Below are 20,406 nucleotides of genomic sequence, written 5' to 3' on the forward strand. Positions count from 1 at the left end.
CTGTCAAGGCCGGTGACCGATGGATCGGGCACAGATCGACGCTGGATCGACCCCCGCGGATCGACCGGCGCGCGGGCCGCGCTCCCCACGCTGCTCAGGCCGCAGCTCCCCGGCCCCGGGCGCAGCCACCACCAGCCCAGCACCGGGGCCACGGGGGCAGCACAGGGGCGAACAACGGCAGCAGAGACCACCAGGAGCCCGCCGCAACGCTGCCAGGAGCGCCCAGGAGCCCCGCACCCGGCCACCAACACCGCAGAACGGCACACAACCCCGCACCCCAAACCACCCCGAGCGACGACAGCAGGCCGCAGCGGGCGACGACAGCAGGGGCGCAGCGGGCCACCGCCTCTAAATCTGACTTGTCCCCCCCCCTGACCGGGCGGTCACACGGGGGCGATTAGCAGTCCAAGACTGCACAGCAGTCAACCCAGTCACAGCAGTCACCACAGTCAAAAACGGGCGTAACCCCCCTGAACACAAGGATTACGCCCGCTCTATTGACTGCACAGCAGTCAAAGACTGCCCAGACTACCCAGCAGTCACCGGTATTTTGCCGCTATTTTGGCCTCATCTTTGAACTCGCGTCGGTCCTCTTTGCCCTTCTCGTCGCGGCGGTCCAATTTGCCGCTAGGAACCATCCCCACGGCGGGCGCGGCACTGACCTTGCTGCCGACCTTCACCTTGACCTTGCTGCCGACCTTGACCTTGCCGACCTTCACCTTGGCAGGCTTGGACAGGAGCTGACTCACTCGCTGGGGAGAGACCCCCAGGAGCTGCGCGGTATCTCGGGCTGTAACTCCCCGCGTGCGGAGCTGCGCGGCGGCTTCGCGGATCTCTGCGGCGGCGAGCTGGTTCATTTCGTCGGCCTGGGCGCGATGCTCGATGGCCTGTTCCACGATTGTCCGCACGGGGCTCGGTGGTTCGATATTGATAGCGATCTCAAAGGCGTCGGGTTCTTGATCTGTCACCAGAGAAATCAGGTCGCGGGCCATGACTTCGACTTCGGCCAGGTTCCGGGCGGCGGTGGATCGAGCGATCTCCGGCACGCGAATCCGCCAGGCGGTTCCGTCGCGGTCGACGTTGACTGTGTAGGTGCTCATTTGCGCCACCATCCTTTGCCTAGCTTCTCTTCGACCTGGATATAGATATCTCTGGCCAAGTTCTCGTTGATCTCGCGGTGCCGGGGAAGTATGACCTTCAACCCGTCGAGGTCGAACACTGTGTGATTGCCACCTTCGCGATGCTTGGTGAACTCCATACCCTGAGCTTTCGCGGCCCTATGGAGCCGCTTAACCATGTCTCTCCGCTGTGTCATATACCCTACTCTAGCCCCCCTTTACCTGTCTAGTAAATGGGGGCTAGATATTATGGGTAGATTCTCCACCCCGCGCAGCCCTTGTTAACTGCTGCATCCTTGCTACAGTTGGGAAGGAAAGGGGACAAGTCACTATGTGCAGATCAGTAGCAGAAGGCGGCAAACGTTGCCCATACCACTCCGACCCCCGGGTGATGGCCGCGCTGTCCGCGCGGCAAGCAGCTACCCGCATGGAAGCCCGGATCGAGCGCGCGGAAGCAGCAGGGATACCAGACGAGAAGCTGCAACGCCGCATGGACAAACTCATCGGGGCCTATGAGCGCACCACCTCCCGAGAGCAGGCCGCACGGGCCGCACCCGCAGACGGCGGCGCAGCCAGTCCCGCAGCGGCTCAGGGCGACGATTCCGCAGCCGATTCCAGACCCGCAGCGATAGGGCCGGCGAAGCCAAGCGCAGCCGATTCGATCACCGCCGCGCGGGTGCATTCGATGAGCTGGGATGAGCTGGCCGAGTATTCCGGGAGCCTGGGCGATGACCCCGAGGCCTGGGACAAGCTGGAAGGCCTGATCGATGAGCGCGAGAAGCGCGAGAGCAGCGCCGCAGAGATCCGGGGATGGCTCGAAACCGCCCCCGCGCCTGACTTCGATACTGACCCGGTGACCAACCCCGCCGCGCGGCCTCAGCGGGCCGTGACCCCGCACGAGAGAGCCCGCGAGGAGTTCGACTGCCACCGATACGCGCAGCACCGAAAGGCCGAAAATGACCTTGGCTATCTGCTCAACGCAGAAGGCCGAGCAGCCGGGATCGATGACCTAAGCCTGTTCTCTGGTCCGATCTCCCGGGTGAAGAAATACGGCAGCGAGGAGCTGCAAGCCTGGTTCAATGAGCACGGCAGAATGACCTTAGCGAGCTTTAGACATAGCCTCTTCGGCTGGGCCTCCGATGCGCGCGCCGCACAGCGCGCCAAAACCCAAGGATTCGATCATGTCGCGAACGTCTGAAACAGCCGCCATTCTCAAAGCCCAGGAAGCCGGATACCGCGCCTATCTCGACGGGCTCCACGTCAGGGAATGCCCGCACGGTATGGACACCGCCGAGGAGGAGCTACTAGGCCACGCATGGTTGCGCGGCTATGCCGCCTCACGGACTGACCGCGCCCGGGAGAACCGGAAAGCCTCACCAGCGGGCTAGACGCCCCGCAGGAGCGCCCGCACCGGCCCAGTGTGGGTTTCACTGCCCTTGATGCGCTGAACGGGCCGCAGATCGGCGCACAGAGCCGCAGAGACAGAAGAGCCCCCCGCCAGTGGCAGTGGCGGGGGGCTCTCTGTGTCCCGGGCCGCCCCCGACCCGGGACCCGGTTAGCGCCTAGTCGCCAACCGGAACCGTGTCCCGCTCGATGCACCAGGCGGCATCTTCGTAGCCGGGGAGGTAGTGCAGGACCGCGACCATGAGCTTGTCGCAGAATGCCTTAGCGTCGGAGGTGTCCCAGTCGGCGGCGTCGCACGCCTGGTAGATGTAGCCGCGGATCGCCTTCAGGATCTCCACCGGAGCCCAGAACATCGATGCGGGGTTCTGGTAGCTGTAGGTGACTTCCAGCTCGTCGCCGTAGACGCGGTTCAGGCTCGCAGCGTTGGTGTCCAGGAGCATCTGACCGGCTTCGTTCTGCCCCTCGCCCCGGTTGATGTAGACCGTGGAGCGGTCGGCGCGCTGGTAATAGAAAACCGGGCCATCGGAGTAGCGGTTAGCTGCCCAGACCAAAACGTTGATGTGTTCGCTGGAGACCATGTGAGCGGCCATTGTGTGTTCCCTTCGTGGGAGGTGCGGTGTCGGTCTTTGCCGTTCCGCCTGACATGTAAGAGCTTATATGTTTTTAATGGGGTGTGCAACCCCTGTTTTCAGTCCCGCGCGGCCCCGGGTGATTTGGGTACCAACTGCCGACGCGCGGCCCCCGGCGCGAGGTGCGCCGGGGCGGCGTGTGGATCGCTTCTCAGCGGGTGGCCGCGTGGCCGTAGATGAAGGTGTGCAGGTCGTAGCGGTCATTGTCGCCGGAGGGGTTGTTGTCGGTCTTGGTGCGGCAGGTGGTGCAAGTCCACTCTTCCCAGGTGGCGACGATGGAGTAGCCCTCGGGCGGGATTGGGGCGACCGTGCTGGGCTCGACGGCGGCAACGGCGGTATCGATGTAGCCGCACTCGTTGACCTTCTCCATGCGAAGGACGGTCTTCAGGTTGTTGCTGGTCTGGACGCTCATCGTGTGTTCCCTTCAAGTGGGGTGCGGTGCCGGTCTATGCCGTTCCGCCTTATGTGTAAGAGTTTACATGTTTTATAGGCGGCGCGCAACCCTGGTCCGACTCCCCGCGGCCCCCGGGGGATTTGGGTACCAACTGCCGACGCGCGGCCCCGGCGCGAGGTGCGCCGGGGCGGCGGGTGGTTCGACTCTCAGCGGGTGGCCTTGTGGCCGTGAAAGTAGGTGTGCTGGTCGTAGCGGTCGCCGTCGCGGGAGGGGTTGTTATCGGCCTGCGCTCCGCAGGTGGTGCAGTCCCACTGTTCCCAGCGGGAAGCCTCGGTGTATCCCCGGGCGATTGACTCGGCGTGGAAGGGGATCCCCTCGGTAGTGATCGCGATATCGGTTCCGCCATCCTGGCCGATCTTGGTGAGCTTGATGATGGTTTCGGTCTTCGTGGTGGTGCTCATGTTGAGATCCCTTCGTGGGGGTGCGGTGTCGGTCTATGCCGTTCCGCCGTTACATGTAAGAGCTTACATGTTTTGTGAGGGGTGCGCAACCTTCGCGAATGCGCGGCCCGCTAGGCCTTGTCGCCGTCCCTCTGCGCGATGGCCTCGCGCGCCCCTTCGGGTATCGCGTTGAACAGGTGGGAGATTTTTCGTGGTCGGGCGATCAGGTCATCTACCAGGAAATTCACCAGCTCGAACATGGTCAGCGCGACCTCTGCGGTGTCACCCTGTGACTGAATCTGTGCCGGGTGAACTGCGCCGTTGCCTGAGACGCGGATCGTGTCGGCGGTCTGCTGTAGCCGCTCGTCAAACGTCCTGCGCTCCACAAGCAGACCAATCTGCGCATTCAAGTTCCCCGGCTTGCCGGTGGTGTCCTGAAGCAGCTTCTCCATCAGAAGCCTCAACAGCGCGGCTGCCGCACGGGGGGAATCTGCGAGGACCGCCCGGGCCTCAGAGTGCAGCTCTTTCAAGCCCTCTGGCATCGCCTCGTGGGGAAGTGGTGCATCGGACCTCTTGGGCCAGATCATTGCCCACATGGGGGAAATCGTCGGGCTCACTGCCGGGGCCGCACCCCTGGGCCTCGATATGTCACTGAGCTTCACCCGAGCAAGTTCCGCCCTCCGATTCCTTATCCAGATTGAGTAGTTCTCACACGCGCCACACGTAGCGCGCATCAGGTCATTCCAATCGATGGATTCCGGCTGACCGTCACCGTCGTACGTTTCAACGAAAGACACATTTTCTGTCCAGACCTGAGCGCCGATTGCAGAGCAATGGGGGCAGGTAAAAACTCGCTTCCGCACTGCGGGGGTGAAGTCAGTCATGGCCTCAGTATTTCAGGGGCCGGTGACACCCAGGAGGGGCCGCGCGGGGCGCTGCGCTTCAGGGGGTTGCACACCTCCCCACAAACATGTAAGCTCTTACATGTACGGCGGAACGGCAATAGACCGATACCGCACCCCATAGGAAAGGTTCCACCATGACTGTTCAGACCATCACCGTCCCAGTAGATCCCGCCGCTGAGGTCACCGTGGCCGCGACCACCGGAAAGCTCGATGTCCTCCAGGAAATCGTCGGCGGATATATCCAGGCGGTCGGCGTCGGTAACGTCACGATCTACCTGGACGAAGAGGGCAAGATCAAGGGCAAGGAAATCAACGTGCGGGCCACCAAGCTCGCCCACCGATTGAAGCTCATCAGCGTCTACGATTCCATCGTGGGTGACGCCGTGGTGCTCGGGTTTGACTACGAATCAGGAGAGCACCGGGACGCCCCGAGTTGCGTGCTGACCTACCTGGAAGACGTGCGAATCTAGTCCCGATCAACACCGGCCCCGCTCGCCCCGAAAGGGGCGGGCGGGGGTCGCCCGATCGCGGGGAAAGTGGGGGTTGCGCACGCCCTCCAAAACGTATAAACTCTTACATGTACGGCGGAACGGCACAGACCGACACCGCACCCCCTCAGAGGACAAGGATTCACACCATGGCTAAGACCATCGAGATCACCGAACCGATGCGCAACGAACTTGCCGAGTACGGCCCGGATTCCGCCGTTTTCAAGCTCCGCGGAAAGATCCACGCCGACTTCAAAGGCATCATCGATGGCACCCCCTACGTGATGGTCGGCGGCTGCGTGCTGACCCCCTGGTACGGCCCCAAGGTGCTTACCGCCCTTCAGGCCGAGCAGGCCAGTTAGACCCCACGGCAAGGGACTAGGCCCCGGCTCGATCCGGGCCGGGGCTTGTCCCCCCTGCCGCTTACTCTGAACACCAGAAGCCCCGCACACGAAAGGCTGCACAATGACCCCCCTCAGAAACCCCGATCTGTTCTGGTGGATTGCTACCCCTATGCTGCTCGCCGCCGTCGCCCTGGTGGTGCTCACCATCGTCTTTAAAATCCTGACCCACGCCTATGACCGGCGCGCAGAAGCTGCCGAGCGCGAAGCGGCTGAGCTTCACGGCGAACGGGTTGCGCGCCACCGTAGACACATGTAATCTCTTACATGTCAGGCGGTACGGCATGGACCGACACCGCACCCCCCTACGGGAAGGGAAACCCGCAATGAGCACCACCACTTATTTCGACCGAGAAGCCGCCCTCGACTACCTCCAGAAGTGGCACACCGACGAGGACCGCGAGTCGGCGGAAGACCTCTTGGATGACCGGGGATTCTGCTCCTGTTGCGGCGTCGATTACGCCGGACTCGACCGCGACGCCGGAGATATGACCGGGCAGGCCGGTAGCGGTGATGACCTCGACGGGGAACCGCTGACCCCCGTCCCTTGGAATCCCCGGATCGCCAACCACGCGGGCCGAGTGGACTTCGACAACGACGAGGGAGATTCCGTCGCCAGCGTGCGCATGGTCCGCGCAGGGTCCGGCTACGCGGTGATCATCGACCAGCTCAGCGACACCTACAACCTGATCATCAAGCACACCAACGAGTAAGCCCCACCGGGTGCCCCCGGCCCCCTCGCGGGGCCGGGGCGCTCGCAGGCCTCCGAAGCACCGGGACGGCCTCTAGATGCCCAGGTGTGCCTGCACCGCCTTAGCGCACGCCTGGTGAGCATTCCAATAGCGGTCCAACCCGCGCCGATTCTCATCGAAATACCCCAGCCCCGGCGCATCCTGAAGCATGGGGTGGGTCTCCTCGCGGATCTCCCCGGTGTTGAAACTTCGCCGGAACACCCGGAAAGAAGTGCGGTAGAACTCGCCGTTCCAAGACATTGTGTGGTCCCCGTCCGGGACCATGATCACGTCATCACCGGTGACGGTCTCGGTCCAGAGAACCCCCTTGGTCTGGCTGATCGGGAAGTTCTCGTGCTCGGTGAGAAACGGGTACACCCACTCCCGGGAAACCACCGGGCTATCGCCTACAAATACCCATGCCATGCAGTCGTCTCCTCACCTGCTCTGAAGGCCCATACGGGACCCGTGGGCGCTCACGGGCTTATCCCGCAGCGGAATCCCTGGCCCTATCTCATCACCGCCCGGACCCCGCGCCTAGGTCCCGTGAACCGCCGCGCGCGTCCCCGGGAAAGTGCTGCCTCGACAGCCCTTGACCACACCCCCACAAACATGTAAGCTTTTACATGTTAGGCGGTACGGCACAGACCGACACCGCACCCCACCTGAAGGGACCAGAATCATGACTACTCTCCACCAGAGCATCAGCAGCCAGATCGGCGGATTCGGCCTCATGGTCGTCGGAGCCGAGAACCTCTCCCCCGCCCTCGACGGCGAAGGCCTGAGCTTCAGCATCAACATTCAGCCCGTCCACGCAGACGGCTCCCGAGGTCCGGCCCCGCGCCGGATGATCGCCAACGTCACCCACGACATCAACGACACCTACCGGGTGGAAGTCTTCTACTACGAAGACGACGCCAAGGTCCTGCACCTGACCCTGAGCAACGTCTACTCCGGCGACCTCGAAGCAGTCATGTTCGGCCTCGAAAACGGCACCCTCCACGGCAACCCCGGCCCCGGCTGGATCTAAGCGCCGCACCAGCCCCGGCCCCCACCACGGGGGCCGGGGCGCTCGCCGCTCTCCCCTGGTGGAATCACCGCCCCCACAAGGGGCACCGGCAGGGTTGCGCACCCCCTCTAAAACATGTAAGCTCTTACATATACCAAGCGGAGCGGCTCGACCGGTACCGCACCCCACACGAAGGGACCAGAAACCATGCAGACCACCCAGCCGGCCCCGACACAGAACACCGACCGCGTATGGATCAACGCCAACGGCGAAACCCGGTGCGACGTCCACGCAGGCCACTACCTCACCACCGCGATCAACGCCGCCCCCCACGGGGGACACCACCTCACCGCCCTGGCCGACTGGGTAGCCGCCACCACCGCCGAGGCCACCTGCGAGACCTGCCCCGCCACCTAACCGGCCCACCTCCCGCACAGCACCGCCCGAGACCACACAGCACCCACCAGCAGCCCCGGAAGGCCCCCACACCATGCAGACCCCCACAGCACCCCGCACAGCCGCCAAGGCGCTCGCCGTGGCCGCAGGCCTCCTGCTCCCGGCCCTGGCGATCAGCCCCGCGGCAGCCGATACCGCGACCGATGAGCGGCCCGCGCTGGAGGTGCTCGAAACCATCGAGATCCGCGAGGATCACTCGATGGACGGCTACGACCGGGACAGCTACGCCCCGTCCGGCTGGGTCGATGCCAACGGGTCCGGCTGCACCACCCGAGAAGACATCCTCGCCCGCGACCTCGACCCCGAGACCCTCTCCCTCGACGGTTGCACCGTGGACTATGGCTCGATGACCGGCGCCTATTCCGGGGAAGAGATTGAACACGTCCAGGGCTCCTCAGAGGTCGATGTCGAGCACCTCGTATCCGCTGGCCAGTCGCATAGGAACGGCGCTCACGCCTGGGACGACGAGACCCGCCAAGAGTTCTACCAAGACCCCGATAACCTCCTGGCCGTCTCGGCCTCCGAGAATCAGAGCAAGTCCGACCGCGACGCCAGCGAATACCTGCCCCCGAACCAAGGCGCTTACTGCGCGTTCGCGGGCGGCATCATCTTTGTGAAGGCCAAATATGATCTCGCCGTGAACCCCGCCGAACACGAAGTCATCAGCGACGTGCTCAGCGATCCCGAGTGCGAAGGCACCCCCGCCGCCCCGGCGCAGGCCCTTTACACCGAGGAATGGACCGCCGCCCCCGAGGCCACCAACGGCAGCGCAAACCCGCTGGAGGATCTCACCGACGAGATCACCGGAAACCCCCTCATCATCGGCGGAATCGCCGCCGCGCTCGCCGTGGTGATCGCGCTCCTGATCTTCTTCCCGAAGCTGCGCCGCACGGTCACCCGCAGCGCAACCCGCAGCATCAAGCGCAGCGCCCGCAGCAACGTCCGCAAGTCGCTGAAGTTCTAGGCCGATATGCGGATCTCTAGAGGCGCTCGCATCATCGAAGTTCACCGCCACCCCCGAGGTGGCTGGAGCCGCTACGGCGCTTCAGCCCCCGGGGGGTTCCGCGTGATCCGGGCTCAGCGTGGCTCCTGGTCATCCGACACCGGAGGCATCTGCGCTTCACCGCCGCACCGCTGTTCATCGGTCCGCGCGAGACCGAGGCACTGCGGATCGGCGCGATCACCAGCGCCACCGTGATCACGGGGCGCTCAGGCCACACAGACCGGCCCGAGGTGATCTATCAGACCGTGAGCGTGCAGCCGTCCTGGCGTCGCCGCGGAATCGGCTCCACCCTGCTCCTACGGCTCCACGAGCACTTCAGCGACCAGGGCTCCCCCGTGCTCACGGGAAGCTTCACCGGCACCGGCTGGAGTCTGGCAGTGCATATGCGCGAGAACCACGGCTGGGAGATCGATGGCGGGCCACCCGAGGCCCACGAGCGCGCGGAACTCGACTAGTTCTAAATGACTTGTCCCCTTAGGGTGCGTCACCCTTGAATATGTAAACACTTACACGTAGTGTGGACGCTATGAGCACCTCCCCCGAGATCCCCAACACCGCCCGAGACGACCTCACCCCACACCTCCAAGCACTCCACACCGAACTCGGCCAAACCATCCAAGACATGGAAGCCATCGGGGCCACCAGCGCCGCCTGCGCCCACTACCAAGCCCAACAAACCTGCGCCCGCTTCCTCACCACACCCCACGCGCTCGCGGCTCCGGCCCGCAGCTAACGCCTTAGGGCATTCGTCGTCTCAGGCCATCGACCAACAGCGCCACTCCCGCGCCAGTGCCTCCCGCTACCGCAGCACCTTTCCATCCGAGACCCTCAACCCCTTTGCGACCGTGTCCTTCCTCCCCGGTGCCGGTCTCGGCTGCCTCGTCATCGGTGCCGGTCTCAGACGCCTTGTCGTCAATCTTGGCCCCCCAGAGCCTTAGCAGCGCCCAGCGCCTCTCTCCCACAAGGACCGCAATCGGCGCAATCACCAAAAGGCCGGCCACCAACTCAAGTAGGCCGCTCACATCCACGGAATCCCCAAGATTGGCAACGTACAAGACCACCCCCACCGGCAGCAGCACCACCAGCAGACCCGCCAGAAGAACCCGCTCGGCACCCCAAAGATCATGTGTCCAAGCCTCGGCCCGCGTCGCCTTCGCCCCCACCACGGCCACAACACGACGCGCCGCTAGAAACACGCAGAGCAGGCCTAGAGCAATGAGGAACAGGCCGGTCTGGGGGAACACGACATGCACTGCGCCCCCAGATAGGGCACTGACTATCTCCCTTGTCGCAGCAGCTATATTCGCTAACGCCTGACTCGCGGGCTCCTCTGGCGTAGCAGTCCCAATGTTGCCGAATGCCTCAAGCCGGTCAGCCTTTCGGGCCTCTGTTAGGGCCTCTCTGGCCTCGGTTCGAGCCTCTCCGGCCACGCGCCGAGCTTGCCAGAACGCTCCCCCCGCGACGGCCACCCAAAAGACGACAGCCACCCCATTCCAGACCCACCACTTCCAGACGCTGGGCGAACCACCCCTACCCTCCAGAGACTCCCAGCGGCCATGAATCCACGTCTCTAGCCCGTTCACGCCACACCCTCGGGGGCAGCCGAGATCGTGACCCGCTCCAGCCCCTCCACGGTGCGCAGCTCATAGGCGGCGCGCGCTGCGGCTGTCCGGTGCAGCTCGACCGGCACGCCCTGACCTGAACCTCGCCACTTCTTCTCACGGGCCTCCGGGTGCCAGCGGTAGAACGCCCCGCGGCTGTCGAACGTCACCAGTGCGGCCTCACCAGTCTCGGCGTGCAGCGTCCGGGCGACCTCGACCAGCTCAGCCACGAGGTCATCCTGATATTCCTCCATAGAGGCGATGGTCTCCGCGATCCACGTCCAGTCTCTCGGGGGATTCCGCCCAAACTCCCAGCGGGCAATGCTGTCTGGTCGGACCCCCCACACTTCACCCAGGGCCTTCAGGGACAGGCCCAGAGCCTCACGGCGGGCCAATAGCTCAACAGGGGTCATCATCTGCTCCAATCGTCGTCGCCCCGTGCGGGGAATCAAGGGGGCGTTACTTGCTCCGGTACTGCTTGCGCAGCGCGGGCTCTTCCTCGCGCAACTCTGCAATCGCTGCCAGCATGTCGTCGCGCAGGCTCTCGCGGCGCGTCATTGCGACCTTCTCCCAGGTGTCCAGGGTCCAGGCGTGAACCGGCTTCTGCTTCTCTGAGACGTGCACCGAGTCTGGCGGCGGCATGGTGGACTGCATTGCACCGAATGAGCCGGGAGAGAGTCGATTGCTTCGGCGCATGATGTACTGCCCGCCGTAGTAGAGCTTCGTCATGGTGACTCCTTGTGAGAAGGGCGCAGCTCCCGCGAGAGCCACTTGTAAACTATTACATGTAAGAACATACATGTTTTATGGTGGCGCGTCCACCGTCCATAGAAACTGGCCCACCTAGCCCGCCTTGCCGCTATATACATATTTTGTGAACTCGCGGCGTAGCATGAGATCGGCACGTATTGGCCGCAGCGAAAGAGGGTGCCCGTGGGCCGCACGATCACTTCAACGATGAGCCCCGCGCAGTTCGACATCGACCGTCAACGCATCGGGTACTCCACCGAAGATGTCGCACTAGAGCTTGGCGTCACCATGCGCACCGTGGCCTGGTGGTACACCGACCGGAACCCCTCGCAGCGGGCAGCCGAATGGATCGAAGCCAAGACCGCGAGCCACCTGCGAAACGTCGTCGCCGTGGTGGACGCGATGAGCGATATCCACGCGACCGGGCTCCCCGTGGAGCTGGTGCGCTACCCCACGAAGATCCGCATCAGGCAGACCGCCACCGGCTTCAAACACCCGCGCCATTGCGACGCCTTTCTCCGCGATGTCTCCACCCAGCTCCTGCTGCTGGAGATTCCTCACCGCATCATCACCGAGAAGCTCGACGACTGAGGCGCTCCCCTGACTGCTGTGACTGTTCTGACTGCTGTGCAGTCATTGACTGCAATTACTGGGTGACTCAGCCTCGCAATCCATGACCCTTTTGCAGTCAATGACTGCACCGACTGCTCCGACTGCATAGCGGCCAGAACCTCCGAGCGCGGCTCCGCGATAGCCGCCCCTTGGGGCAGTCAATGCAGTCACGGCAGTCAGGCCAGTCACCGCAGTCAGTCCGGGCGCGGCTCGGTTGGAGCACCTCGGCCATCGGTCCCCCCGCACTTCACTGAGCGGCAGTAGATACACCCCTCAGCGGGTACGACAGAAGCGACTCACGGGGACTGGCTGCATTGCCCCACCCTCGGGGACAAGTCACTGCGACCGGAGCCGGTTGTCCGCTCGGGCGGACAGCAGCAGGGGAGCCACCAAGCCATCTCGTCCACCGTCCCCAGGTGCGCCGACCCCTCGGGACCCGTATCGGGCAGCAGAATCAGATAGGGGCTCGATCCCGGTAGTTGACCTCTCGCCGCGATGCCGCCGACACCGAATTCTGAACGGTGTCGGCGGTCCTTTTTTGCTGCGCTTTCACGTCGCGCCACCGCGCTCGGTGGCGTCGAACGATGAGGTGAAGGGGGCCGCGCAGCGTGACCCCTACAGGGTGCGTGAGGCGACGGAGCGGGGCCGGGGAGTCCGCATCCGTCCCGATCCGGGGCGGGCGTGACACGATTCCCACCGCGCGGCATGTACATGGCTGCTTCCCTGTCATGGCAACGATGTCACGGGAACTGCCACGGCGACGAGCGGTCGAATGTACACGCTGGAGGGGGTGACATTTATGGATCTGAGAGGCGTGACAGCAGGCTACTTCCGCGCCAATAAAGGGATGCAGGCTCATAGGGGGTGCTCAAACACCCTATATTTAGGTGGTAGCTCAGTCCCCTGCACTGCTGGCAAGCCAGATTCACATGCGTCTGAGCTTATCACATGGATACAAATCCATAGGAAATTTTCCTTTTTGACTTGTCCCCTACATTGCCTGTCGGGTGTCCCACTTAGTTGGCGGAAGCGCAGCACCTCCCGCGGCGGGTGTTCTGACTGCTTTGACTGCACTGACTGCCAAGCAATGAACCCATGCTGAGCAGTCCTTGACTGCCGAGCAGTCACCCACGCCACTGGCGGGGGAGTGCTGCGCCCTCGTGGAGCCGGATCGATCCGGGCTCACGCTTGCAGTCAATGACTGCAATGCCGTTCCCGACTGAGGTGACTGGGTTGACTGCACTGCCCCTCGGGCAGTCTGTGACTGGGTTGACTGCCTCCCCGCGCAGCTCCCCCGCGACCGGAGATCCCGCACCACTTGAGCCTCTCGCTGGGGGAGAGGTCGGGGAAGACATGAGCCCCCTCGGCGCAGCGGTGCTGACAGCCGGTGCGCGTGGCCCGAGTGAATGCCTGCGAAGCAGTCACGGCAGTCAATGACTGCCACAGTGGACGCAGGTTCTCGTTGCCTCTTCGCCTGACCCCGTTCTCTTCCCACCGTCGCACTTTTTTGACTGCTTTGACTTCTTTGCAGTCTTTGACTGCATTGACTGCTGTGACTGTGTTACAGTCAAAACATGCACGATGCACCATCCCCCGAGCAGCGAGATACCGAGACTTTTTGAAGGAGACGACCATGGCGAAAGTTCTAGCTTTCTCGAATCAGAAGGGCGGAGTAGGCAAGACGACGACGTGTGGCCATGTTGGCCGCGCAGCCGTTTTGGCCGGTCTGAAAGTCCTCTTCGTGGACGCCGATCCGCAAGGCAATCTGACGAGCTCGCTTCAGCCTGCGGACTTCAGCGACGAGACCCCGGGCCTGGCAGATGCTCTCTCCACCGCCTCGGATCTGACCCTTGCCGATGTCATCGTGGACACCCCGTGGGACGGTGCCGATATGGTCTCGACCGTGGGCTCCCTGTTGGCCGGCGTCCGCAAGGAAATCTCCACTGGACCCGTGGGCCGCGAGTTCCGGCTAAGGGAAGCTCTGGAGCCCGTGCTGGGCCGCTATGACCTCATCCTCATCGACTGCCCGCCGTCGCTCGATGACCTCACGTTCAACGCCTACACCGCCGCTCACGGGATCGTCGTGGTGGCCGAAGCTGACATGTACAGCGCCAACGGAATCGCGCAGCTCCTCGAAGCGGTGACGAACCTGAAGAAGTACACCAATCCACGGTTGGAGGTGGCCGGAATCGTCATCAACGGCTACCGAAAGAACACCACCGACGCCGAGCACTGGAGGCGCGAGATCGTCACAGCCGCCGACGCTCTTCAGTTGCGCATCCTCGAACCCACGATCCCGCTACGCCTGGTGATCTCAGGTTCCTTCTCCTCGGGCCGCGGGCTCGACCAGATGACAGACAATCGGGCGGTCGCGAAGGACATGGGGAAGAAGTACGACACCCTCTTGCAGCAGCTCGTCGCCTAGCCCGCCATCCTCACCAGACCGCCACACTTCTCCCGGAAAGGACGTTCCCCCATGAACGACCAGGCACGTAAACCGTCCAACCTCAGCAGAAACCTCGCGTACCAGTCCATGCGCGACTCGGCCCCCACTGGCGACCTAGTTGACCTGCCCCCGACTCAGCCCCTGACTCCGACCCCAGCCCCTGCTCCTGTGGCAAAGAAGCCCGAGCGCAAGCAGGTCACTTATTACCACGAAGAAAACGCCCTCGCCCGGGCAAAGCAGGCCTACGAGTTCACCCGCGTTCACACCGGGCATAAGAGCTGGACTGCATTCGTGGAGGCAGCCGTGGACAAGTTGACCTATGACCTCGAAGAGAAGCACAACGACAGGCGTCCATTCGGTTCCTGAGCATGTTCTAACCGCACCTCTGAGAGAGGCTGCATCGATGATCCCCCTGGATTCGATGCAGCCTTTTTCTTTGCCCTGAACCACCTGATCACCTGCCGCTTGCGAATCATCTGTGGTGCCAGCTCTAGCTATGTCCCAACCTCAGACGACTAGACCGCGCTCTGTTTCTGAAGTGATTGCTCTAGCCCCGGGAAGGTGCCCAACGGTTTTGCCAGGCAAGCGCGCGGAGCGTGCGCGGCAGCTACCACTGAAAAGCAGCAGTCTCTGCAAGAGCTGCGCTGCATTTGGTCATCCACAAAAATTTGCCTCGCGCGTTAGTTTGCCTGCGGCGCAAGGAAGAAGTTTCTAGGTTGAGTATCCAGGGAAAGTATCTAGGGGGGTCTCTCAGCCGCGAGCTTGGATGCCAATAAGCACAAGGGATGCAGGGGGTCTGAGAACTTGGCGAGTGACGCCGAATCAACCACGAGTGACGCCGAATCAACCACGAGTGACGCCGAATCAACCACGAGTGACGCCGAATCAACCACGAGTGACGCCGAATCAACCACCGAAGGGACCGGGAAAGTGGCCGTTTAGCGGCGCGCCTCGGTTATCCACAGGGGGGCAGGGAGGATAATCAGTAAGCAACGAGGGACTAAGCTTGGCGAGTATCGTCATCGCGTGAAAAACAGACGTAGACTTGTTGCTCTACGCACACATGTTAAGGCCCCCACGCTACGGGAATAGCTGGGGGCATGGAGACAACCTAAGCGAAAGGTCGGTGTTGCCTCAATGGCAAGCTTACAGAATCAGATGCAGAAACTCCCACCGCGACGCACTATGTGTGGATCGATGGTGGATGACCTGACCCGATTCTCCCTGCCCCTCGCGCCTATCGAAGAACCTGTCTGGACTCGGCAGAACGGGCAGACGACGTTCACGGTGACGGGCGCGGTGATGCAGAGGAACGACGGATCTACCTACATGGAAGTGCCGTCAGGAAAATACGCCCGAGCAGCTTTGTTCTACCTCTGCACGCTCGGTCGAATCTCTGGCAAACGGGAGATCCCGCTGGGGGATAGCTATCGGTCATTCCTGAGTCGAGTCGGACTCTCGTGGTCGGGATCGACAAGCGCGCGTGAAGCCATCCGGCAGCTAGAGCTGGTCGCCGGATCAGGGTTCTCGGTCCACACGACAGAGAACCTGGAGCAGGAAGGGGAGAGCGTCACCCGCCGAAGCGCCGACAGGGTTAACCTCGCTGACAAGACAGAGTTCTGGCTGCCGACGAAGTTAGAGGATCGTCTGGTGAAGAACTCGCAGGTCGTTCTCAGCGAGCCGTTCCACCTCTCTCTCGCCCATGCTGTCCCAGTGCCGACTGCGGCCTGGAAGCATCTGATGGCAGAGTCCAAGTCCGCACTTCCTCTCGATGTTTACCTCTGGCTCTGTGCCCGCCTGTACAAGATCACCCGTGACAGCTACGTGTCCTGGGACCAGATTCATTCTCAGTTCGGCTCCACCGCCTCATTGCGGCACTTCAAGCCCAAGTTCCGCAGCGCCCTCGCGTTGGTGATGGAGGTTTACCCTGAAGCGCGGATCTACGAGCAGGTGCCGACATCGCAGCGCAAAGGCTTCAGCGGCTTCTCCCTGAAGCGGGGAAGCGGCAGCGCCATCGATTCACGGTTCGTGATGGATTCTGATCCAGCAGACGCTTCTATCCCCCTGCCAGAGCCGCACCGCGAGGACGCGGCCTAGAGAGGTGCTCCCGGGCATCACGGCCCCGGGAACGCCTGCGTGGGGGCCTACCGCCCTCGATGGGAAGGGCCTAGCGCAGCGCCGCTCTGCGGGGCGGCAGGCGCTGATATCGCGCTACCGCAACATGGAAGCGACTAGGCTTGCCTTTGCGGCCCTGGATGCACCCCTGTGCCGTTGTACTGCACCGAGGGGCGCGGGGAAGGCAGATGCGGCAGTGAAAATTCCTCAGGATGAGTTTCTCTCCTGGGCCGAGTCCGCCTATCTAAGCACCGGCCAGCAGCGTTTTTCGATGAAGATTCTTTCCAGACTGACCGGCTACTCGCAGGCGCGTCTCTCGATGCAGAAGGGCCGCGGCTACATCGAGTCTGTCGTGGTGATCGCCTTCTCCCGCGGGCTTGGCCTAGACCCGGTGAAGCAGCTCCTGACGTTCCCCTACTTTGGCCGGCTACTCAGGACCGAGACCCCTTCCCAAGAGGAGGTGCTGGCCCTGGTCAGCACCAAGGATCTCGCCCGGGAGCTGCACTTCAGGCTCGGAGCCCCTAGTCGAGGGGACCAGCCACTTTCTGCCGCAGACGAGAATCTAGGTTTCCTGCGCTGGTACGACGCCGCAGTGAAGAGGGGCGAAGGCGTCAACATCGCCGCAGCAATGACCATTTCAGCCCCGGTACTCTCCAGCCGGAACATTCGGAATAGCTGGTCAATGGGCGAACTGCACGATATGTGCGAAGCTGGTGATCTAAATTATCGGGTGTCTCTGGTGGCAGCAGGACACATAACCCTTGAAGAAGCTGGGTACGAGTCTGACTTGCGCGAGCGGACGTTGGAGAACGTCGCTGACGAGCTGTTTTTCACGTACTTCAAGCAGTCTCTTGGGCATATGGAACGGCAAGCACGCGCCGTCGCTGATCTCCGGAGGATGAGTGAACACCTGGGCTGACCCGTACAACTGGACCCTTCTTGCTGTCTTCCTCGTGCTAGGCACGGGCGCTGTCATGCGCATCCGGGCGGGGCTCAGCAGCACTACGAACCGAAAATTGTTGGCTGCGCACCTGGCAATGGTGATCGCGCCTTTACTGGCGAACTCCGTGGTCTATTACCCGCTCGATCAGCTCCTAGGGGCGAAGAGCTATGCGAACCTCGTTGTCCACGGCTTCGTGATCCTGGCGACCTGGCTTCTCTCGATCTCGGTCCTCGCGAGCATGACGCCCGAGCGGCGTCCCTGGTGGGCGGCGTGGTGGGTTCCCGTGGCCGTTATCGCCCTTAGCGCGGTCGCGTTCGTGATCCTGGACCCACACTCTGACCGGGGCCTGGTGAGCTACCAAGACCACCCGGCCTATGTGGCGTACTGGCTTGCGACTCTGGCGATCATTCCCCTGGCTATGCCTCAGATCGTGCGCGGGCTCAGTCGTTGGTTCCAGGGGGAGAAGCGAGCTATCGCCCCGACCCGATACAAGGTCGGAGCCGGCATGTTGATCTACGGCTATATCGCCGGGTCCATGGCAACGCTGTTCTACGCCATCACCGCCGTTTTTCCGTCCATGGTGTTCGCCCGCGAGTTCCTGGGCTACTCCGCGATCCTCACGCTTGCGGCGGGACTCATGGTCACGCCATCGGCACCCCAGCGCCGAAAAGCAGCACAATGGCAGCGAGCAGACCGAGCGCAGATCCAGCGATAACCTCGCTGCGCGAGTGCTGGACCAGGTAAACCCGCGACCAGATCACCAGCGCCCACACGGGCGCAGTCAGCAGCAGCAGCCACCACGAGAACGCGCTGGCGATCACCACGGCAGCTAAGGCCGAGATCAGCGCGTGCAGGCTGATCTTGAAGAACGCATTGATTCCCGCCACGACGACGATTAGCGAAATGGCGATGAAACAGGCCCACGTCACCCATGCGCTCTGCGTCACTAACAAGGTCGCTAACGCCCCGAGCACGGTGGAGACCAGCACGATTCCGTAGAACAAATGACGTTGATGGCGATTGACGATGAATTTATCTGTCGCGCGCCCACGCATGGTCATCACGACCGCCACCGCTTGCGGCACCACCGCGAAAGCAATGACCGAGATCGCCGTAGTTGCGGGCCAGTTGGGGTCAGTGACCACGGCCAAAGAGACCAGCATTGCCGCGATGAGCACGGGGGGTGAGAAGACCTCTGAGCCCACCCAGGCAGCGCGAAGATAAACTTTAGTAGATAACGGCATGAATAATAGGAGCCTCTTCAACAATCTGTTGTATAGTTGTCTTATGCGCGGGCTCTAGGGAAGCCAGCGCAATAGGAAAGGGGGTTCATCATGACTTGGTTAAATCTACGGTCCCACGGAGGACCTGAAACACACCCAGCGGAATCCGCAGAATGGCGGGGCTGGGCAGCGTGAGTATTCTGCGAAAAGGGAAGCCCGAGACGTTCGTGCTGCTTGCAGCGGGCGAAACCTGGACTCTCAACGGCGTGAAGATCCGCCGAAACTGGGCCGAAGCTGTTGAGCTGGTGCAGGAGCAGGCAAAAACTCTCCCGGTTGAAGTGACCATCAAGGACGCTAAGTTTCAGCGCGACGTGCTGATTCACGATGGCGGACGCCTTGAAGAGATCCCCGGCACCAAGCGCCCCATTGACGAGTCTGAAGACGACGAGGACAGCGCCGCCGCGGCTGACGCGGCCGAGGAAGAATCAACCCGAGGCCTCAGCGCACTTCTGGCAGGGAGCCACCGGAAGAAGGTGATCATCGGCGCTGGAGTCATCGTGCTCGCGTCACTGACCGCCTCAGGAATCTGGGTCTTCTCCCAGAACGGGGATGGGGACCAGAACGACGACGCCGCTGTGCAGGAGCCGTGGATCTTCCCCGAAGACGAAACCCCCCTTGCCCTGAACGGGCGGCACCTGCTCGCCTCCACGGATGACCGAAGCGGCCTGGCGCTCTACGACACCGAAACAGGCACGCTGTTGGACTCCTGGGATATCTCCACCACCGGGGGAGCCCGCATCATGAGCACCCCCGAAGCCATTGCCGTTGACCCGGGAGAAGGGGAAGTCGTCGTCGCGACGATGGAATCCCAGCGGCTGCGCGAGGGGGAGCTGAACACACGAGGCAGCGCCCCGGTGCTGCATTCCGGCAGCACCTACACCGCCATGAACTCCCTGGCAGAGCCCGAGCAGATCCCCGATGGCGCAGTGGTCTTCGCAGGAGATCCTGACGGCGCGTACCTGGCGTCTTCCCCGGCGACGGTCACGGACCCAGACGGCAACGATGTCGATCTGGAGGAGCCCGCCGAGGGCTACGAGCGGACCCTGTTCATTGCAGCTACCCCGGAACGCATCGTCACTCTCTGGGCGGACCCCGAGGAAGAGGAGTCGTCGCAACTGGTGATCCACGATCCCGAGTCCGGGGACGTGCTCACCGCCGAGGAGACCGACGAAGAGGACTTCACCCCCGTTCGAGGGACCGTGCTGCTCGGAGAAGAGTTCTATCTCACCGAGGACCACGAGCTAGACGCACTCTGCGAGGGCTACGAAGTTCTCACCGGACATCTGCTCTGCCCGGACGGTAACGGCTGGGCCTCTCCGATCAGCGACATCACCGCGGACGAAGACTTTCTCGCCGTCTCTCCCGAGGCCTATATCCAGGCCTCCGATCGCACAGTCCACACCCTTACCGACACCGAAGATTGAGGCCGACATGCCACGTAAATCAACTGCCGTCATCGGAGCGACCACGCTGAGCGCGCTCATGCTCACTGGTATCGCTTCAGCCAACGCTGACACAGAGATCCCCGGTCCCCCGGATGATCGCCCGATCTCGGAACTGCTTCCTGATCTGTTCCCCGAGCTGCCCCCCGAGCCTGCGCCGGAGCCACCGGCCCCCGAGCCCGCACCGGAGCCCGCACCGGAGCCTGCACCGGAGCCACCGGCCCCCGAGCCCGCAC

At 62.9% G+C, this 20,406-nt stretch carries 30 protein-coding genes; 19 read left to right on the plus strand and 11 right to left on the minus strand.

The annotated features are described in order from the left end of the window. Positions 1-539: 539 nt before the first annotated feature. Together ACHAA4_RS14925 and ACHAA4_RS14930 are read right to left on the minus strand one after the other, a co-directional pair. Positions 540-1,100, minus strand: coding sequence for a hypothetical protein (locus ACHAA4_RS14925; protein WP_435774972.1), 561 nt, complete (start codon positions 1,098-1,100; stop codon positions 540-542). After that, complete coding sequence (locus ACHAA4_RS14930) at positions 1,097-1,315, minus strand: hypothetical protein (protein WP_435774973.1); 219 nt, start codon at positions 1,313-1,315, stop codon at positions 1,097-1,099. The genes ACHAA4_RS14925 and ACHAA4_RS14930 overlap by 4 nt, the downstream gene beginning before the upstream one ends. Before the next feature lie 194 nt (positions 1,316-1,509). Here ACHAA4_RS14930 and ACHAA4_RS14935 point away from each other — a divergent pair, with 194 nt between their 5' ends. Together ACHAA4_RS14935 and ACHAA4_RS14940 are read left to right on the plus strand one after the other, a co-directional pair. Further along, on the plus strand, positions 1,510-2,316 hold the full coding sequence (locus ACHAA4_RS14935; RefSeq protein ID WP_435774974.1) for a hypothetical protein: 807 nt from the start codon (positions 1,510-1,512) through the stop codon (positions 2,314-2,316). Continuing rightward, positions 2,300-2,506, plus strand: a complete 207-nt coding sequence (locus ACHAA4_RS14940; protein ID WP_435774975.1) for an Rmf/CrpP family protein — start codon at positions 2,300-2,302, stop codon at positions 2,504-2,506. The genes ACHAA4_RS14935 and ACHAA4_RS14940 overlap by 17 nt, the downstream gene beginning before the upstream one ends. A gap of 174 nt (positions 2,507-2,680) precedes the next feature. On the opposite strand, the gene ACHAA4_RS14945 is transcribed toward ACHAA4_RS14940, so the two are convergent. The 4 genes from ACHAA4_RS14945 to ACHAA4_RS14960 form a co-directional block, all read right to left on the minus strand. Further along, positions 2,681-3,112 (minus strand): hypothetical protein, encoded by a 432-nt coding sequence (locus ACHAA4_RS14945; protein WP_435774976.1) that lies wholly within the window; start codon positions 3,110-3,112, stop codon positions 2,681-2,683. A gap of 190 nt (positions 3,113-3,302) precedes the next feature. Next, on the minus strand, positions 3,303-3,563 hold the full coding sequence (locus tag ACHAA4_RS14950) for a hypothetical protein (RefSeq protein WP_435774977.1): 261 nt from the start codon (positions 3,561-3,563) through the stop codon (positions 3,303-3,305). Between the two features lie 188 nt (positions 3,564-3,751). Further along, positions 3,752-4,006, minus strand: coding sequence for a hypothetical protein (locus ACHAA4_RS14955; protein WP_435774978.1), 255 nt, complete (start codon positions 4,004-4,006; stop codon positions 3,752-3,754). Between the two features lie 110 nt (positions 4,007-4,116). Then, positions 4,117-4,869 carry a DUF4145 domain-containing protein gene (locus tag ACHAA4_RS14960; protein WP_435774979.1) on the minus strand — a complete coding sequence of 251 codons (753 nt, stop codon included), beginning with the start codon at positions 4,867-4,869 and terminating at the stop codon, positions 4,117-4,119. 155 nt (positions 4,870-5,024) lie between these two features. Between ACHAA4_RS14960 and ACHAA4_RS14965 the strand changes: the two genes are divergently transcribed. From ACHAA4_RS14965 to ACHAA4_RS14980, 4 genes are all read left to right on the plus strand, one after another. Further along, entirely contained in the window at positions 5,025-5,360 is a 336-nt protein-coding gene (locus ACHAA4_RS14965; protein WP_435774980.1) for a DUF3846 domain-containing protein, read from the plus strand. Between the two features lie 167 nt (positions 5,361-5,527). After that, positions 5,528-5,740, plus strand: a complete 213-nt coding sequence (locus ACHAA4_RS14970; protein WP_435774981.1) for a hypothetical protein — start codon at positions 5,528-5,530, stop codon at positions 5,738-5,740. Between the two features lie 103 nt (positions 5,741-5,843). After that, positions 5,844-6,038 (plus strand): hypothetical protein, encoded by a 195-nt coding sequence (locus ACHAA4_RS14975; protein WP_435774982.1) that lies wholly within the window; start codon positions 5,844-5,846, stop codon positions 6,036-6,038. A gap of 67 nt (positions 6,039-6,105) precedes the next feature. Beyond that, entirely contained in the window at positions 6,106-6,492 is a 387-nt protein-coding gene (locus ACHAA4_RS14980) for a hypothetical protein (protein ID WP_435774983.1), read from the plus strand. A gap of 72 nt (positions 6,493-6,564) precedes the next feature. Here ACHAA4_RS14980 and ACHAA4_RS14985 read toward each other — a convergent pair whose 3' ends face one another. Continuing rightward, positions 6,565-6,936, minus strand: a complete 372-nt coding sequence (locus ACHAA4_RS14985) for a hypothetical protein (RefSeq protein WP_435774984.1) — start codon at positions 6,934-6,936, stop codon at positions 6,565-6,567. A gap of 256 nt (positions 6,937-7,192) precedes the next feature. On the opposite strand from ACHAA4_RS14985, the gene ACHAA4_RS14990 reads away from it, so the two are divergent. The 5 genes from ACHAA4_RS14990 to ACHAA4_RS15010 all read left to right on the plus strand — a co-directional run bounded on the left by ACHAA4_RS14990 (position 7,193) and on the right by ACHAA4_RS15010 (position 9,711). Then, positions 7,193-7,540, plus strand: a complete 348-nt coding sequence (locus tag ACHAA4_RS14990) for a hypothetical protein (RefSeq protein WP_435774985.1) — start codon at positions 7,193-7,195, stop codon at positions 7,538-7,540. Between the two features lie 186 nt (positions 7,541-7,726). Beyond that, complete coding sequence (locus ACHAA4_RS14995; RefSeq protein ID WP_435774986.1) at positions 7,727-7,936, plus strand: hypothetical protein; 210 nt, start codon at positions 7,727-7,729, stop codon at positions 7,934-7,936. A gap of 73 nt (positions 7,937-8,009) precedes the next feature. After that, entirely contained in the window at positions 8,010-8,939 is a 930-nt protein-coding gene (locus tag ACHAA4_RS15000) for a GmrSD restriction endonuclease domain-containing protein (protein WP_435774987.1), read from the plus strand. Between the two features lie 284 nt (positions 8,940-9,223). Beyond that, positions 9,224-9,433: a GNAT family N-acetyltransferase gene (locus ACHAA4_RS15005; protein WP_435774988.1), complete on the plus strand. Its 210-nt coding sequence runs from the start codon at positions 9,224-9,226 to the stop codon at positions 9,431-9,433. Positions 9,434-9,504: 71 nt separating this feature from the next. Continuing rightward, on the plus strand, positions 9,505-9,711 hold the full coding sequence (locus ACHAA4_RS15010) for a hypothetical protein (RefSeq protein ID WP_435774989.1): 207 nt from the start codon (positions 9,505-9,507) through the stop codon (positions 9,709-9,711). Between the two features lie 4 nt (positions 9,712-9,715). Here the strand turns inward: ACHAA4_RS15010 and ACHAA4_RS15015 are convergent, their stop codons facing one another. The 3 genes from ACHAA4_RS15015 to ACHAA4_RS15025 all read right to left on the minus strand — a co-directional run bounded on the left by ACHAA4_RS15015 (position 9,716) and on the right by ACHAA4_RS15025 (position 11,308). Further along, positions 9,716-10,408: a hypothetical protein gene (locus tag ACHAA4_RS15015; RefSeq protein WP_435774990.1), complete on the minus strand. Its 693-nt coding sequence runs from the start codon at positions 10,406-10,408 to the stop codon at positions 9,716-9,718. A gap of 149 nt (positions 10,409-10,557) precedes the next feature. Further along, on the minus strand, positions 10,558-10,833 hold the full coding sequence (locus ACHAA4_RS15020) for a hypothetical protein (protein WP_435774991.1): 276 nt from the start codon (positions 10,831-10,833) through the stop codon (positions 10,558-10,560). A gap of 205 nt (positions 10,834-11,038) precedes the next feature. Beyond that, positions 11,039-11,308 carry a hypothetical protein gene (locus tag ACHAA4_RS15025; RefSeq protein ID WP_435774992.1) on the minus strand — a complete coding sequence of 90 codons (270 nt, stop codon included), beginning with the start codon at positions 11,306-11,308 and terminating at the stop codon, positions 11,039-11,041. Between the two features lie 228 nt (positions 11,309-11,536). Between ACHAA4_RS15025 and ACHAA4_RS15030 the strand changes: the two genes are divergently transcribed. The 6 genes from ACHAA4_RS15030 to ACHAA4_RS15055 all read left to right on the plus strand — a co-directional run bounded on the left by ACHAA4_RS15030 (position 11,537) and on the right by ACHAA4_RS15055 (position 18,160). Next, positions 11,537-11,920 (plus strand): hypothetical protein, encoded by a 384-nt coding sequence (locus ACHAA4_RS15030; protein WP_435774993.1) that lies wholly within the window; start codon positions 11,537-11,539, stop codon positions 11,918-11,920. 1,654 nt (positions 11,921-13,574) lie between these two features. Beyond that, positions 13,575-14,366 (plus strand): ParA family protein, encoded by a 792-nt coding sequence (locus tag ACHAA4_RS15035; RefSeq protein WP_435774994.1) that lies wholly within the window; start codon positions 13,575-13,577, stop codon positions 14,364-14,366. Positions 14,367-14,417: 51 nt separating this feature from the next. Further along, complete coding sequence (locus ACHAA4_RS15040) at positions 14,418-14,753, plus strand: ParB family protein (RefSeq protein WP_435774995.1); 336 nt, start codon at positions 14,418-14,420, stop codon at positions 14,751-14,753. Between the two features lie 834 nt (positions 14,754-15,587). After that, positions 15,588-16,484 (plus strand): replication protein RepA, encoded by an 897-nt coding sequence (locus tag ACHAA4_RS15045; protein ID WP_435774996.1) that lies wholly within the window; start codon positions 15,588-15,590, stop codon positions 16,482-16,484. Positions 16,485-16,698: 214 nt separating this feature from the next. Next, positions 16,699-17,421, plus strand: a complete 723-nt coding sequence (locus ACHAA4_RS15050) for a hypothetical protein (RefSeq protein WP_435774997.1) — start codon at positions 16,699-16,701, stop codon at positions 17,419-17,421. Then, on the plus strand, positions 17,405-18,160 hold the full coding sequence (locus ACHAA4_RS15055) for a hypothetical protein (RefSeq protein ID WP_435774998.1): 756 nt from the start codon (positions 17,405-17,407) through the stop codon (positions 18,158-18,160). The genes ACHAA4_RS15050 and ACHAA4_RS15055 overlap by 17 nt, the downstream gene beginning before the upstream one ends. Here ACHAA4_RS15055 and ACHAA4_RS15060 read toward each other — a convergent pair. After that, on the minus strand, positions 18,087-18,623 hold the full coding sequence (locus ACHAA4_RS15060; RefSeq protein WP_435774999.1) for a hypothetical protein: 537 nt from the start codon (positions 18,621-18,623) through the stop codon (positions 18,087-18,089). The genes ACHAA4_RS15055 and ACHAA4_RS15060 overlap by 74 nt on opposite strands. Positions 18,624-18,934: 311 nt before the next feature. On the opposite strand from ACHAA4_RS15060, the gene ACHAA4_RS15065 reads away from it, so the two are divergent. Then, positions 18,935-20,152 carry a hypothetical protein gene (locus ACHAA4_RS15065; protein WP_435775000.1) on the plus strand — a complete coding sequence of 406 codons (1,218 nt, stop codon included), beginning with the start codon at positions 18,935-18,937 and terminating at the stop codon, positions 20,150-20,152. 7 nt (positions 20,153-20,159) lie between these two features. Beyond that, positions 20,160-20,406: hypothetical protein (locus ACHAA4_RS15070; protein WP_435775001.1), on the plus strand; the 247-nt coding region annotated here is incomplete at its 3' end.

Source organism: Nesterenkonia maliinae (genome assembly GCF_051262655.1).
Classification (GTDB): domain Bacteria; phylum Actinomycetota; class Actinomycetes; order Actinomycetales; family Micrococcaceae; genus Nesterenkonia.